The organism is Phytoactinopolyspora mesophila, assembly GCF_010122465.1.
GTDB classification, from domain to species: Bacteria; Actinomycetota; Actinomycetes; order Jiangellales; family Jiangellaceae; genus Phytoactinopolyspora; species Phytoactinopolyspora mesophila.
In genome coordinates, this window is sequence record NZ_WLZY01000005.1 from 150,823 (window position 1) to 165,109 (window position 14,287).

Consider the following 14,287-nt stretch of genomic DNA (forward strand, 5'->3'; position numbering starts at 1 on the left):
ATACCTTTCCTACGCAACCGTAACCTACGACGACGTAGGTCTTGAAATCTTGCAATGCCGGCCGGTTTGCGTCCATGCCAGTCTCGGTATCTCTGGACGTCATCCGTTCCGAGGGTAGGGGTATCACTGTCTAGTGCGGACTAGAACATGCGTTTGAATTCTAGTTAATGGCCAGGTAATATATAGGTCATGACGAAGTTGCGACATGTCGATGACGCCGAATTGGTGAGCAAGATTCACGCCATGCGTGAATCCGGCGCGACGTACGCGCAGATCAAGACCGAATTGCAGGTTGGCGCAAGCACCATTAGTCGCGTTCTTGGCGTCTATGGGAAAGGCCGGCGTCGTCCTACGATTTCCGACGACGTGCGCGCCCGTGCGCTCGCGCTGCGGCGGGAAGGTCAGTCGGTACCGGAGATCGCTCGTGAGCTGGGTATCGCGAAGAGCAGCGCCTGGGCGATCACCAAAGAGGTCGCGTGGAAGCCGACGCCAGGATCCAAGGAGCGCGCCAAACGCGCCGCCAGGATGCGCTGGGACCGAGAAACCGCGCGCCGGGCCGAAGAGCGCGAGCAAGCGGTGAGTGAGGCGGCTGCCTGGGTTGGCGAATTGAGTGATCGTGAGCTGATGTTGATCGGTGCCGTCTTGTACTGGGCGGAAGGGTCGAAAACGAAGCCATGGAACCCTACTGAGTGGCTCGGCTTCATCAACAGCGATCCTGACGTGATTCTGCTATATAGGGCCTGGCTCCGTCGGCTCGGCGTGGCTGATGAGCGGCTGACATTCAGGGTGCACATTCACGAGTCTGCCGATGTGCAGGCCGCTGAACGATACTGGGCCGACGTTGTCGGCGTATCCGTCGACAGGTTCGCACGCGCGACACTGAAGAAGCACAATCCGAAGACGGTGCGTAAGAACACGTCCGAGGGTTATTACGGATGCTTGGTCATCTGCGCACGGAAGGGGGCCGCTGAGTATCGCCGGATGGACGGCATGTGGAGGGGAATCTGCCGGGCCGTGCGACAGATACAGTAGACTCTTCGGGTGCGGCCTTCAGTCTTAGAGCTGAAATTTGGGCCACAATCCCGGGTAGTGTAATGGCAGCACGCGGGCTTTTGGTGCCTGTAGGTAGGGGTTCGAATCCTCTCCCGGGAGCTTGGTTCGAATCCTGGCGTAGATGTGACGTCGGGGTTCGTGCCGCTCGCGACGGGGGAGTATCGTCGTGCACGTTCCCGCCCCACCGATGCTCAGGAGCGAGCCCGCGTGACTACGCGTCCCGCAGCCGTTATCGTCCTCGCCGCGGGCGAGGGCACTCGGATGAAGTCGTCCATCCCTAAGGTCCTGCACGAGCTTTCCGGCCGATCCCTTGTCGGGCATGCGGTCGCCGCGGCCCAGTCTTTGGAGCCTGAACACCTGAGCGTAGTGGTCGGTCACGGCCGCGACCAGGTCACAGCGCACCTCGCTGATGCCGCGCCAGCGGTCACCACCGCGATCCAGGAAGAGCAGCTCGGAACGGGGCACGCCGTCCAGTGCGCACTCGCGATGCTGCCGGAACTGAGCGGCGTGGTGGTGGTGACCTATGGAGATGTGCCGTTGCTGAGCGGTGACACGTTGCGTGCGCTGATCGATCAGCATGAGGCCGACTCCAATGGGGTCACGGTGCTGACCGCGCACGTCGCGGACCCGACTGGCTATGGCCGGATCGTCCGTGACGAGCACGGCGCCGTTCTCCGGATCGTCGAGCACAAGGACGCCGATGAGGAAACGCGGCGGATCACCGAGATGAATTCCGGGATCTACGCATTCGACGCCGACGTTCTGCGCTCCGGATTAGCCCGGCTCACCGCGGACAACGTCCAGGGCGAGCTGTACCTGACCGATGTGCTGGGCTTGGCCAGAGCTGACGGACGGCGTGTAGGCGCATTGGTGACCGGGGATGCGTGGCAGACCGAAGGGGTCAACGACCGATCCCAGCTCGCCGCGCTGAACCGTGAGATGAACCGGCGGGTCACCACGCAATGGATGCGTGCCGGTGTCACCATCATCGATCCGGCCACGACGTGGATCGATGTCACGGTGACACTCGAGCGCGACGTCGTTCTGCGGCCCGGCGTCCAGCTCCATGGTTCCACCCGCATCCACGAAGGAGCCGAGATCGGCCCGGACAGCACGCTGCGCGACACAACTGTCGACCGAGGCGCGGTGGTGATCCGGACACACGCCGAGGGCGCGGAGATCGGACCGCACGCCAACGTCGGGCCGTTCTCGTACCTGCGACCCGGTACCCGCCTGGGCAAGAAGGGCAAGATCGGCGGCTTCGTCGAGACCAAGAAGGCCGAGATCGGCGAGGGATCGAAGGTTCCGCATCTTTCGTACGTGGGTGATGCCACGATCGGCGACGGAGTCAACATCGGGGCCGGCACCATAGTCGCCAACTACGACGGCGTTCATAAGCACCACACAACTGTCGGAGACCACACCTTCGTCGGTAGCGATTCGGTGCTGGTCGCTCCTGTGGAGCTGGCTGACGGAAGCTACGTCGCGGCCGGCTCCACGGTGACATCTCACACTGAGCCTGGCGATTTGGCCGTTGCCCGTGCGCGGCAGCGGAACGTGTCGGGCTGGGTCGATCGTCGACGGCCGGGTACATCAACACTCGAGGCTGCGCGTCGTGCGCGGGCGAGGCAGACTGGAAGTGACGTCGTCGAGGGGAGCGACCAATGAACGGTCTACGGGCCAGTGGCACGAAGACGCTGATGTTGTTCGGCGGCCGGGCGCATCCCGAGCTCAACGCCGAAGTGGCCGAACGCCTCGGGGTCGAGCTCATCCCGATGAGGGCGCACGAGTTCGCCAACGGCGAGCTCTACGTCCGCTTCGACGAGAGCGTGCGCGGATGCGACGCATTCGTGGTTCAGAGCCACACCGCTCCGATCAACGACTGGATCATGGAACAGCTGGTCATGGTCGACGCCTTGAAACGTGCCTCGGCCAAGCGGATCACTGTGGTGATGCCCTTCTACGGATATGCACGTCAGGACAAGAAGCATCAGGGCCGCGAGCCGATCTCGGCCCGGTTGATCGCGGATATGTTCAAGACGGCAGGCGCGCATCGCCTGATGGCGGTGGATCTACACACCGCACAGATCCAGGGATTCTTCGACGGGCCGGTTGATCACCTGTGGGCGCTGCCGATCCTGGCTCGACACATCGCGGAGAACTATCAGACATCCAACATGACGGTTGTGTCGCCGGACGCCGGCCGGGTCCGGGTCGCCGACGTGTGGGCGGACCGGCTCGGCACACCGCTGGCGATCATCCACAAGCGCCGCGATCCCAATGTGGCCAATCAGGTCAAGGTGCATGAGGTTGTCGGTGATGTCGCCGGCCGCACCTGCCTGCTGGTCGACGACATGATCGACACCGCCGGCACCATCACCCAGGCCGCTGAGGCGCTCATCGCCAACGGAGCAGCGAACGTGATCGTCGCGGCGACCCACGCGGTGCTCTCCGGGCCGGCGGTCGACCGGCTGAAGAACTCGAGCATCACCGAAGTAGTCGTCACCAACACGTTGCCGATCCCCGACGAACGTCGCTTCGACACCCTTACCGTGCTGTCCATCGCGCCGCTCCTGGCGCGGGCGATCCGTGAGGTTTTCGAGGACGGCTCGGTGACGAGTCTGTTTAACGGAAACACCTAAGAGGTCGCGCAGAATGGGAGTCGCCGGGCTCGCGTGCCCGGGCATCCTGGAGGGCTTCGTTGTCGTCAGTCGACGCACAAACCCAGTGCGACTCCTTCCTCCGCCTTGCCCTCCAGGCGCCCGCCCCCGCTCGCTATCCGGCGCCCCATTCTGCGCGACCTCTAACACGCTGGATGAGGCGGACCAGCCACCTGGTTCGCGTTGAGGGCGGCCGGGCGAGTAGAATCGCGTGGTTGCCTCGGCGAGGGCGCTCTGAACTGAGCTCCGTGATCGACGCGGTGCGCTTCTGGCGCGCTCGTCGCCGAACGCCACCTCACTTTGAGATCGAACACTCGCCTGGAGGAGTTTCACCGTGTCCGACGTCAAGATTGCCGCCGAGCTGCGTACCGAGTTCGGTAAGGGCGCCGCGCGCCGCCTGCGTCGCGCCGACAAGGTGCCCGCGGTCCTCTACGGACATGGCACCGATCCGATTCACCTGGCGCTTCCAGGGCACGACACCATGCTGGCGCTCAAGAACCCCAACGTGCTGATCACGCTGGACATCTCGGGCGCGGGTAACGAGCTGGCGCTGCCCAAGCATGTGCAGCGTGACCCGCTGAAGGGCTTCATCGAGCACGTAGACCTGTTGCTCGTGAAGCGTGGCGAGAAGGTCACCGTCGACATCCCGGTGCTGCTCGAGGGCGATGCCATCTCCGGTTCCATGGTCAGCTTGGACAGTCCGTCCATCTCCATCGAGGCCGAGGCGACACACCTGCCGGAAAGTGTCACCGTGTCCATCGAGGGTCTCGACATCGGCACCCAGATTCACGCCAGCGACTTGGTTCTGCCCAAGGGCTCTTCACTCGCTGCCGATCCTGAGACGCTGATCGTGAACATCACCGCGTCGCACGACGTCGCTGCCGAGGAAGACGAGGCCGCCGCCGCTGCCGAGGCCGAGGCTGCCGAGCCAGCCGCTGACTCCGGTTCGGAATCTGACGAGTCCTGAGTTCGGCTCGCTGCGGTAAACGCGGTGAACTCCAACGATGCGTGGCTTGTTGTCGGGCTGGGGAACCCCGGCCCGAAATACGCCGACACGCGGCACAACGTCGGCGCCGAGGTAGTCAGTCTGTTAGCCGCGCGCGCTGCTGCCTCGTTCAAGGCCGCCCGGCGCCGCCGTGCCGATATAGCCGAGACCCGTCTCGGGGCCGCGCCGGGAGTCCGTGCGGTACTGGCAAAACCACGCTCGTACATGAACGAATCGGGCGGACCGGTGGCCGCTCTCCGCGACTTCTATAAGACAGACCTCGACCGTTTGGTAGTCGTCCATGACGAACTTGATCTTCCATTTGGCACCATTCGCGTAAAAAAGGGCGGCGGTGATGGTGGTCACAACGGCCTACGGTCGATTCGCGCCGCACTCGGCGGCGGTGACTACGTTCGGGTCCGCTTCGGCGTCAGCCGCCCGCCCGGCCGGATGGATCCGGCCGGGTATGTCCTGAAGCCCTTTTCCGCAGCTGAACGCCGCAATCTGGAGTTCGAGATCGATCGGTGCGCCGACGCGGTGGAAGCAGTTGTCGTCGACGGTTTGATCTACGCTCAGAATCATTACAACGGCTGACGTTCGCCGGCCCAGGTGTCTTTTTGGGACACGGGTAAGACACAGGACAACAGGCCAGCGACGTTTAGGCTGGCGTTCAGCACAATCGGCCCGTATAGTTCCCAAAAGCTGCACCGATTTCGTGCAAGGAAGATCGGTGGCTGACTTTCAGCCTTGGGGGGGCCATGGCTACGGTCGGCGTTTCGCCGACCGGTGCTCGCTTGCGTGGGCACCGGCATGCAAGGACAGGGGACCGCGGAAGACCACCAGCCGGGGAAGTGCCGGCGGGTTGGCCTATTCCGGGGTATCAGCGAGTCATCAACATCAGCACTGTGGTGGCCAAGAGTGTTGCTATCGGCACGGCCTGGGCCATGGGTGCGTTCCTGCTGCTCAGTATCGTCACCGGGCGCGGCGGGCCGTATGCCGACCACGTGCAGTTCGTAGGGTTCTCGGCCCTGGTACTGGTTCTGTCGCTCGCCGTCCGGCAAGCGGCGCGCAGGCGGCTCAAAGCTCTGCGCCGCAGTGGTATCGCGGTCTACCGGACCCTCGCGGTGGGGCCAGGGGCACAGGTCAATGGGCTGGTGGATCGGCTGGCCACGGATACCGAGCACCCGTATGTGGTGGTCGGGGCCTGTATTGAGGGTGAACACCAGCTCGTCGAGGATGTGCCGCAGGTGACGCGGTTGCCCGCGACCGGAGCAGAACTCGAGTCCGTCGACGACGAGACTCTGGTCAGGATGGTCCTCGACGCATCCGGACAGGTAGGCGCTGACGTCGTCTGTCTCGCGCCGGGATCGCAGTTCAGTGGCGACCGCATGCGGTTGCTGAACTGGGCGGTCAGCGAACGAGGCATGCGGCTGGTCAGCGAACTCGGCACGGTGGACGTCTACACCCGGCGGATGACTGCTCGCCGGGCCGGAGCCGCCACTTTGCTGCACGTCGGCGCGGTGCGCCTAGGCGGCGCCCGACACCTGGCGAAACGGTTCGTGGATCGGCTGGCGGCGGGATGCCTACTGGTGGCTGCGGCCCCGCTGCTGCTTGGAGTGGCGCTCGCCGTGTGGCGCTCCAGTCCGGGTCCGGTCATCTATCGGCAGACACGGGTCGGGCGTGGCGGCCGGACGTTCACGATGCTGAAGTTCCGCACGATGCATGCCGACGCCGATGCGCGGCGTGCGGAGCTGGTCGACGACGGCGGAGACAGTCTGATGTTCAAGATGCGCGACGATCCGCGTCTCACCGGCATCGGACGCATTCTGCGCCGGTATTCTCTTGACGAACTTCCTCAGCTGATCAATGTGCTGCGGGGCGAGATGTCGCTCGTCGGCCCACGCCCACCCCTGCCGGAAGAGGTCGAGCAGTACAACCGGACGGAGGCGCGCCGATTGCTGGCGGTTCCTGGCATGACGGGCCTGTGGCAGGTGAGCGGCCGTTCGAACCTCACGTGGGAAGAGACCGTGCGGCTCGACCTTCGTTATGTGGACAACTGGTCGCTGGGTATGGACGCACACGTTCTGTGGCGCACGGGACGGGCCGTGGTGCGTGGAACCGGCGCCTATTGATGTCTCACCCCGTTGCTTCCGGCAAAACGAACATTTGAGAACGCGACACGTGAGACCGCCTCTGTTGCCGGCTCGGCAACCGGACGCGCCGCTGGAGCGGCACACGATCTGCAAGATGGCTGCTGCCGACGTGTCGTAGACGTTCAGGGCGCCGGGGGAAGTGCTGTCCGAGCCCAGATCGCCACAGTTGAGTGCCGGTCCCTGGCCCAGATGGCAATGCGCGCGGGCTAACCAGGCGCTCTGTTGGCTTGAGAGGCAGGTCGGGGCCATCGGGATGTTAGGGTCATGTTCATTCTTGGGCTTTTGTGTGTCCATGCCTTGATGGCTGGTGGGGCCATACGTAGCGTGATCACCGTACGGGTGCAGGAATCTAGGTTGCCGTTCCGGGTAGATCGGACGTGGTGCGAGATGCTCGCTGCAGAGAGACACGCGAAGATTCTGGGTGAAGTGCACGGGCGGGGAGCTGTCCGAGTAGCCGAGCTCGCCCAGATCCTTGACGTGTCCGAGATGACGGTCCGGCGTGACCTCGACACTCTTGCTCGTGAGGGCAAGCTCGACAAGGTGCACGGGGGTGCTACGCGCCGGTCCACCAGTACCGAGGAGCCGGGGTTCGAAGCCAAGTCGCTTCGGCAACCGGCCGAGAAAGAGGCCATCGCCGCTGCCGCTGCCGAACTGGTGACGCCGGGCAGCGCCGTGGGCCTGTCGGCGGGAACCACCACCTGGAGCCTTGCTCACAGGTTGCGGGAGGTCGGCGATCTCACGGTGGTGACCAACTCGATGCGAGTCGCCGACGTGCTACACGCTGGGCACTCTTCCGGGCAGAATGTCGTACTGACCGGCGGCGTCCGTACCCCGTCCGACGCGCTCGTCGGGCCGATCGCGGTGTCGGCGTTGGGTCAGCTTCACCTGGATGCCGTGTTTCTCGGTGTCCACGGAATGGATGAGATCGCCGGCTTCACTACGCCAAATCTGCTCGAAGCGGATACCGACCGGGCTTTGGTCGCCGCGGGGCGTCGTTTGGTGGTGCTGGCTGATCACACGAAGTGGGCCACCGTCGGGATCAGCACCATTGCCGCGTTGGAGGATGCTGACGTGGTCATCACCGACGAGCATCTCCCCGAAGAGGCGCAGAAGGTGCTCCGGGAGAAGGTGGCAGACGTCCGCCTTGTGCGTCCAGGGCCCGAGCGGCCCAGCTGAGCTGCGGTCTTGTGGCACATCCGGTCGCCGCGCCGGGGGCGGATCCACCTTCGCGCAGCTATCAACTCAACCAGCGAGCGTCCACATAGTGGACAAAGTGTCCCGGAATGTGAACAGCTGCCGGTTACGTTGGCTATAGCACCTAGGCTTGGGAGCGCGCGATCAGGGGCGGCGGGCACCGTCTAGGCCCGCCTCCGGTGCAACCCCTGATTGTGTGAATGCCTGAGTGTCGACGCGAAGCTGAGGAGATTCTTGACGAACGCCGACGCGGCCCTGGCCGCCCGCCTCGCAGACGAGGCGGGCGGGCTTCTGCTCGCGTTGCGCGAGTCGTGGAGCGCCGGTGCCAGCCGTGCCGATCTTCGTCACGCTGCTGACCGAGCGGCTCACGAGTTCCTGGTCGAAGCCTTGAGTGCCGAGCGACCATCCGACGCCGTTCTGAGTGAAGAGGGCGCGGACGATCCTTCGCGTCTCACAGCAGAGCGGGTATGGATCGTCGATCCCCTGGATGGCACCAGGGAGTTCGCCGAGCACCGGTCCGACTGGGCTGTGCACGTGGCGCTCTGGCAGCGTGATCAGCGGCATGGGCGACTGATGGCCGGGGCCGTGGCATTGCCCGGAGAGAAGACGACGCTCTGCTCCGATACGGCAACGCTGGCGCCACGGGTCACCCCTCCCGGCGCCGCGTCGCCTCCGCCGTGGCGGATCGCCGTCAGCCGGACCCGTGCGCCGGCGGTCGCCGAGCGTGCGGCCAACGCCTTGGGGGCAGAGCTCGTGCCGATGGGATCCGCCGGCTACAAGGTCTCGTCGGTTATCCGGGGGAAGACTGATGCTTACGTTCACGCAGGAGGACAGTACGAGTGGGACTCCGCCGCGCCCGTGGCCGCCGCTGCGGCTGCCGGGCTGCATGTCAGCCGGTTAGACGGCTCGCCGTTACGCTATAACAACGTCAATCCGTATCTTCCAGATCTACTGGTCGCCCGGCCCGAGCTCGCCGCCGTTCTTGTGGCCGCCTGCTCCGAGGACCCTCCCGATCCGGTAACCGCCGCTTTGAGGTCAACTCCATGACGCTTCACGACTATCAACTCAGCCAGCTCGACATCCTCGAGTCCGAGTCCGTCCACATCATCCGGGAGGTGGCCGCTGAACTAGAGCGGCCGGCCCTGCTGTTCTCGGGTGGCAAGGACTCCATCGTCATGCTGCGACTCGCGGAGAAGGCCTTCTGGCCGGCGCCCATACCGTTCCCCGTGATGCATGTGGACACCGGGCACAACTTTCCCGAGGTTCTGGAGTTCCGGGACCGTCGAGTCGCCGAGCTGGGTGTCAGCTTGGTTGTCGCATCGGTACAAGAAGCCATCGACCGTGGGCTCGTGGCCGAAGAGCCGAATGGCTCACGCAACCGGATCCAAACCCCGGTGCTGCTCGATGCCGCGGAGAAGAATCGGTTCACCGCCCTGTTCGGTGGCGCGCGCCGGGACGAGGAGAAGGCCAGGGCTAAAGAACGTGTCTTCTCGTTCCGAGACGACTTCGGGCAGTGGGATCCGAAGAACCAGCGTCCTGAGTTGTGGAATCTCTACAACGGCCGGATCCATCTGGGCGAGAGCATCCGGGTGTTCCCGCTGTCTAACTGGACCGAGCTGGACGTGTGGCAGTACATCGCCCGGGAACAGATCGAGGTTCCTTCGATCTATCACGCCCACGAACGTGAGGTCTTCGAACGCGACGGAATGCTTTTCGCGGCGAACGAGTTCTGCCGCCCGCGCGACAACGAGGCGACGTTCATCGAGAAGGTCCGGTACCGAACGGTCGGCGATGCCACCCTCACCGCGGCAGTGAAGTCCGACGCCGACACCATCGAGAAGATCATCGAAGAGGTGGCCGCCACTCGTCTCACCGAGCGCGGTGCCACCCGTGGTGACGACCGCGTCAGTGAGGCCGCGATGGAGGACCGGAAGAAAGAGGGATACTTCTGATGGACACCGTGGCCACCAAAGCACCGATGACGCACAACATGGGCTTGCTCCGGTTCGCTACCGCCGGATCGGTGGACGACGGCAAGTCGACACTGATCGGCAGGCTGCTCTACGACTCCAAGTCGATCTTCACCGACCAGCTGGAGAGCGTCGAGCGCACCAGCCAGGAACGCGGCGACGAATACACGAACCTGGCGCTGCTCACCGACGGCTTGCGGGCCGAACGGGAGCAGGGCATCACCATCGACGTCGCCTACCGGTACTTCGCGACACCACGGCGGAAGTTCATCATCGCCGACACCCCGGGGCACATCCAGTACACCCGCAACATGGTGACCGGGGCGTCCACAGCTGATCTCGCGATCGTCCTGGTGGACGCCCGCAAGGGGCTCGTCGAGCAGAGCCGTCGGCACGCGTTCATCGTGTCGCTGCTTCGAGTGCCGCACCTGGTGCTCGCGGTCAACAAGATGGATCTGGTGGATTGGTCGGAGGAGGTCTTCGAAGAGATATCCCACGAATTCGCCGCTTTCGCTTCGAAGCTCGCGATCCCCGACCTCACGGCGATTCCCATCTCAGCCCTTCACGGCGACAACATCGTCAGCCGTTCGGAGAACACACCGTGGTACGAGGGTTCGTCCCTGCTGCATCATCTCGAGCACGTGCACATCGCCAGCGACCGTAACTTGGTGGACGTTCGCTTCCCTGTTCAGTACGTCATCCGTCCGCAGTCACTACAGCATGCCGACTATCGCGGGTACGCGGGGCAGATCGCCGGCGGCGTGCTGAAGAAGGGTGACGAGGTCATGGTCTTGCCAAGCGGCCTGACATCGCGGATCGCCGCCATCGAAACCGCCGATGGCCCGGTGGCCGAGGCGTTCGCTCCGATGTCGGTGACCGTGAGACTGGAAGATGAGCTCGACGTCTCCCGGGGCGACATGATCTGCCGCCCGCACAACCGGCCCGCAGTGGCTCAGGACATCGACGCGATGATCTGCTGGATGGCCGACACCCCACTGGTCCCCGGCCAGAAGCTGGCTATCAAACACACCACCCGATCCGCGCGGGCGCTGGTGAAAGAGATGCAGTACAAGCTGGACGTGAACAGCTTGCACCGGGACGAATCCGCCACGCAGCTCGACCTCAACGACGTCGGCAGAGTGCGCCTGCGGACCACCGCGCCGTTGCTCGCCGACGAATACCGGCGCAATCGGATCACCGGCGGGTTCATCCTGGTGGACGAATCCACCAACCGGACCGTCGGCGCCGGGATGATCACCGCCGCCAGCTGAGCACGGCGGGGGCCCAGCCCGTCGCAACGGCCAGGGTCGTACCGGGCAGGTCGGTCAGGCGAGGAACCCGCGCAGCAGTGAGGCGGTTCCGGACACGTGCTCGGCCATCGCCTGGCGCGCCGCCTCCGCGTCGCCGTCGAGGATGGCCGTGATGATGGCGGCGTGCTGCTGGTTTGAGTGTTCGATGTTGCGTGAGAGCAGGGGGATGGCGTCGAGCAGTTCGTTCATCCGCATCCGGACGTCGGCGACGGCGGAGGTCAGGGACGCCGAACCCGTCGCCTCCGCGATGGCCAGATGCAGCCTGGAGTCGAGGCGCCGGTAATTCTCCAGGTTGGAAGTCGCGGTAGCTTCGAGGCGGCGGTGCAGGTACTCCCGCTCGTGTCTGGACAAGTCCCGTTTGGCGGCGGCCTCCGCGGCGCCGGTCTCGAGTACGTCTCGTAGCGTCAGCGCGTCGTCCAGCCCGCTGCCCATCTGCTGGGCCAACCGCTTGAGGCTCCTGCGATCTGGCCGGGGCAGGCTTTCAGCCACGAAGGTCCCGCCGTAACGGCCGCGGCGCGACTCCACGTAGCCGGCCTGCTGTAATGCGCGGATCGCCTCGCGGAGGGTGACCCGGCTGACGTTGAACTTGGCGGCGAGTTCACGTTCGGTCGGCAGCCGGTCGCCGGGGGCGACGACGCCGAGCCGAACGGTTTGGAGCAGGCGCTCGACGGTCTCTTCGAAAGCGTTGCCGGCACGCACCGGACGGAACAGCGCGTCGTCAGCCGAGCCCGTCCGGTCGGTTGCCGTCTCGCTGCTACTAGTCAAGCCGCCCTCCTGGATCCGCCCTCACGCTATTACATCGTCTCCGAGCGCGGCGGGTGCGCTACAGCGGTGTGACGTAGGCACCGGAGATGCCGCCATCGACGAGGAACGTCGATGCGGTGATGAACGACGCGTCGTCGCTGGCAAGGAACGCCACCGCCGCGGCGATCTCTTCCGGTTCGGCGAACCGGCCGGCGGGGACGTGGACCAACCGGCGCTGGGCCTTTTCCGGGTCTTTCGCGAAGAGCTCCTTGAGCAAGGGTGTGTTGACCGGGCCCGGGCAGAGCGCGTTCACCCGGATCCCCTCACGGGCGAACTGAACGCCAAGCTCGCGGGACAGGGCAAGGACGCCGCCCTTGGACGCGGTGTATGAGATCTGTGATGTCGCCGCACCCATGACGGCGACGAACGAAGCGGTGTTGATGATCGAGCCCTTACCCTGCCGCTGCATGTACGGGACCACCGCTTGGCAGCAGAGGTAGACGGAGGTGAGGTTGACTTCCTGCACTCTGCGCCACGCCTCGATGCCGGTGGTCAGGATCGAGTCGTCATCGGGTGGCGAGATGCCGGCGTTGTTGAACGCGATGTCCACCGAGCCGTACGTGCCGTGTGCGGTGGCGAAGAGGTTCGCGACGTCGTTCTCACTGGTGACGTCGGTCTGCACGAAGGTGCCGCCGGTGGCGTCGGCGGCTGCCTTGCCCGCCGCGGGGTCGATATCGGCGATCACGACCTTGGCGCCCTCCGCGGCGAACCGCTTGGCCGAGGCCAGCCCGATGCCGCTGCCACCTCCGGTGACCACGGCTACCTTGTTGTCGAGTCGCTCACCCATCATTGCTCCTTTGTCGCGATGAACACGTTCTTGGTCTCGGTGAACGCCTCGAGAGCGTCCGGACCGAGTTCCCGGCCCAGGCCGGATTGTTTGAATCCGCCGAACGGAGTGGCATAACGCACCGCGGAGTGCGAATTGACCGACAAGTTTCCGATCTCTACCCCTCGCGCCACCCGCAGCGCGCGTCCCACGTCGCGGGTCCACAGCGAACCGGCGAGCCCGTAGTTGGTGTCGTTGGCCAGGCGGATCGCCTCGGCTTCGTCCTCGAACGGCATCACGGCTACGACGGGGCCGAAGATCTCGTCGGTCCATGCCGGAGAGTTCGGTTCGACGGGGGCCAACACGGTCGGGGCGTACCAGTACCCCGGTCCGTTGGGGCAGCTACCCCGGAACGCGATCGGCGCGTCGTCCGGGACGAATGAAGTGACCCGTTGGCGCTGTGCTTCCGAGATCAGTGGTCCCATCTCGGAGTCCGCATCCGCCGGATCGCCGACCCGGACGCCCTTGACGGCCGGCTCGAGCAACTCCATGAACCGGTCGAAGACGCTGCGCTGGACCAGGATCCGCGAACGTGCGCAGCAGTCCTGACCGGCGTTGTCGAACACCCCGTAGGGCGCGGTGGCGGCAGCACGTTCGATGTCGGCGTCGGCGAAAACGATATTGGCGTTCTTGCCGCCCAGTTCAAGCGTCACCCGCTTCACCTGCCGAGCACAGCCGGCCATGATCTGCTGGCCGACGGCCGTTGACCCGGTGAAGACCACCTTGCGAACGGCCGGGTTGGTGACGAATCGCTCGCCCACGACCGACCCTTTGCCGGGAATCACCTGGAACACGTCCGGTGGCAGCCCGGCCTCGAGAGCCAGCTCGGCCAGCCGGAGCGCCGTGAGCGGGGTGAGCTCGGCCGGTTTGAGCACGACCGTGTTGCCCGCGGCGAGCGCAGGTGCGAATCCCCAGGAGGCGATCGGCATCGGGAAGTTCCACGGGACGATGACACCGACGACGCCAATGGGTTCGGCGAAGGTGACGCTGACACCTCCCTGGACCGGAATCTGGCGGCCGAACAGCCGCTCGGGCGCGGCGGAGTAGTAGTGCAGAACGTCGCGGACGTTTGCCGCTTCCCCTCGCGCGTTGGTGAGGGTGTGCCCGGCGTTCTGCACCTCGAGGGCGGCGAGGTTCTCGAGGTCCGCGTCCACCGCTTCGGCGAAGCTACGGAGCAACCGGGCTCGGTCGGCCGGCGCCAGCTCACGCCACGTCTTCTGGGCGGCTGCGGCCCGATCGATCGCCGCGTCCGTGTCGGCCACGGTGGCCAACGGCACCGTGCGGACGACCTGTTCCGTCGCGGGGTTGATCACGTCGAAGGTGGTGTTCACC

General features: G+C 65.1%; 13 protein-coding genes and 1 tRNA gene. 11 read left to right on the top strand and 3 right to left on the bottom strand.

All coding sequences use genetic code 11. The features are described 5' to 3' along the window. Positions 1-189: 189 nt before the first annotated feature. The 11 genes from F7O44_RS15595 to cysN all read left to right on the top strand — a co-directional run bounded on the left by F7O44_RS15595 (position 190) and on the right by cysN (position 11,286). Positions 190-1,032, top strand: coding sequence for a helix-turn-helix domain-containing protein (locus F7O44_RS15595; RefSeq protein WP_162451191.1), 843 nt, complete (start codon positions 190-192; stop codon positions 1,030-1,032). 48 nt (positions 1,033-1,080) lie between these two features. After that, positions 1,081-1,152, top strand: a tRNA-Gln gene (locus F7O44_RS15600). A gap of 108 nt (positions 1,153-1,260) precedes the next feature. Further along, positions 1,261-2,721 carry a bifunctional UDP-N-acetylglucosamine diphosphorylase/glucosamine-1-phosphate N-acetyltransferase GlmU gene (gene glmU / locus F7O44_RS15605; RefSeq protein WP_162451192.1) on the top strand — a complete coding sequence of 487 codons (1,461 nt, stop codon included), beginning with the start codon at positions 1,261-1,263 and terminating at the stop codon, positions 2,719-2,721. Beyond that, a complete protein-coding gene (locus tag F7O44_RS15610) occupies positions 2,718-3,695 on the top strand; it encodes a ribose-phosphate diphosphokinase (protein ID WP_162451193.1) in 978 nt (325 codons plus the stop codon). Before glmU ends, F7O44_RS15610 begins: the two co-directional genes overlap by 4 nt. Before the next feature lie 352 nt (positions 3,696-4,047). After that, positions 4,048-4,680: a 50S ribosomal protein L25/general stress protein Ctc gene (locus F7O44_RS15615; protein WP_162451194.1), complete on the top strand. Its 633-nt coding sequence runs from the start codon at positions 4,048-4,050 to the stop codon at positions 4,678-4,680. Between the two features lie 24 nt (positions 4,681-4,704). Continuing rightward, positions 4,705-5,292 (top strand): aminoacyl-tRNA hydrolase, encoded by a 588-nt coding sequence (pth, locus tag F7O44_RS15620; protein ID WP_162451195.1) that lies wholly within the window; start codon positions 4,705-4,707, stop codon positions 5,290-5,292. A gap of 311 nt (positions 5,293-5,603) precedes the next feature. Next, positions 5,604-6,830, top strand: a complete 1,227-nt coding sequence (locus F7O44_RS15625) for an exopolysaccharide biosynthesis polyprenyl glycosylphosphotransferase (RefSeq protein ID WP_162451196.1) — start codon at positions 5,604-5,606, stop codon at positions 6,828-6,830. Between the two features lie 408 nt (positions 6,831-7,238). Continuing rightward, positions 7,239-8,027, top strand: coding sequence for a DeoR/GlpR family DNA-binding transcription regulator (locus F7O44_RS15630; RefSeq protein ID WP_162451197.1), 789 nt, complete (start codon positions 7,239-7,241; stop codon positions 8,025-8,027). A gap of 252 nt (positions 8,028-8,279) precedes the next feature. Beyond that, positions 8,280-9,092, top strand: coding sequence for a 3'(2'),5'-bisphosphate nucleotidase CysQ (locus tag F7O44_RS15635; RefSeq protein WP_162451198.1), 813 nt, complete (start codon positions 8,280-8,282; stop codon positions 9,090-9,092). Then, positions 9,089-9,997, top strand: a complete 909-nt coding sequence (gene cysD / locus F7O44_RS15640; protein WP_162451199.1) for a sulfate adenylyltransferase subunit CysD — start codon at positions 9,089-9,091, stop codon at positions 9,995-9,997. Before F7O44_RS15635 ends, cysD begins: the two co-directional genes overlap by 4 nt. Further along, entirely contained in the window at positions 9,997-11,286 is a 1,290-nt protein-coding gene (gene cysN, locus F7O44_RS15645; RefSeq protein WP_162451200.1) for a sulfate adenylyltransferase subunit CysN, read from the top strand. The genes cysD and cysN overlap by 1 nt, the downstream gene beginning before the upstream one ends. A gap of 54 nt (positions 11,287-11,340) precedes the next feature. On the opposite strand, the gene F7O44_RS15650 is transcribed toward cysN, so the two are convergent. Genes F7O44_RS15650 through F7O44_RS15660 form a run of 3 tightly spaced genes read right to left on the bottom strand, consistent with a single transcriptional unit; the run spans position 11,341 to position 14,286 of the window. Beyond that, on the bottom strand, positions 11,341-12,090 hold the full coding sequence (locus F7O44_RS15650) for a FadR/GntR family transcriptional regulator (RefSeq protein ID WP_162451201.1): 750 nt from the start codon (positions 12,088-12,090) through the stop codon (positions 11,341-11,343). Between the two features lie 58 nt (positions 12,091-12,148). Continuing rightward, positions 12,149-12,916, bottom strand: coding sequence for a 3-oxoacyl-ACP reductase (locus F7O44_RS15655; RefSeq protein ID WP_162451202.1), 768 nt, complete (start codon positions 12,914-12,916; stop codon positions 12,149-12,151). Then, entirely contained in the window at positions 12,916-14,286 is a 1,371-nt protein-coding gene (locus F7O44_RS15660; RefSeq protein ID WP_222851406.1) for an aldehyde dehydrogenase family protein, read from the bottom strand. Before F7O44_RS15660 ends, F7O44_RS15655 begins: the two co-directional genes overlap by 1 nt. Position 14,287: the final 1 nt, after the last annotated feature.

Bases quoted from the DNA above. Each gene is read 5' to 3' on its own strand.
- F7O44_RS15595 (WP_162451191.1), top strand. From the start codon at position 190: ATGACGAAGTTGCGACATGTCGATGACGCCGAATTGGTGAGCAAGATT.
- F7O44_RS15610 (WP_162451193.1), top strand. From the start codon at position 2,718: ATGAACGGTCTACGGGCCAGTGGCACGAAGACGCTGATGTTGTTCGGC.
- F7O44_RS15630 (WP_162451197.1), top strand. From the start codon at position 7,239: ATGCTCGCTGCAGAGAGACACGCGAAGATTCTGGGTGAAGTGCACGGG.
- cysD (WP_162451199.1), top strand. From the start codon at position 9,089: ATGACGCTTCACGACTATCAACTCAGCCAGCTCGACATCCTCGAGTCC.
- cysN (WP_162451200.1), top strand. From the start codon at position 9,997: ATGGACACCGTGGCCACCAAAGCACCGATGACGCACAACATGGGCTTG.
- F7O44_RS15655 (WP_162451202.1), bottom strand. From the start codon at position 12,916: ATGGGTGAGCGACTCGACAACAAGGTAGCCGTGGTCACCGGAGGTGGC.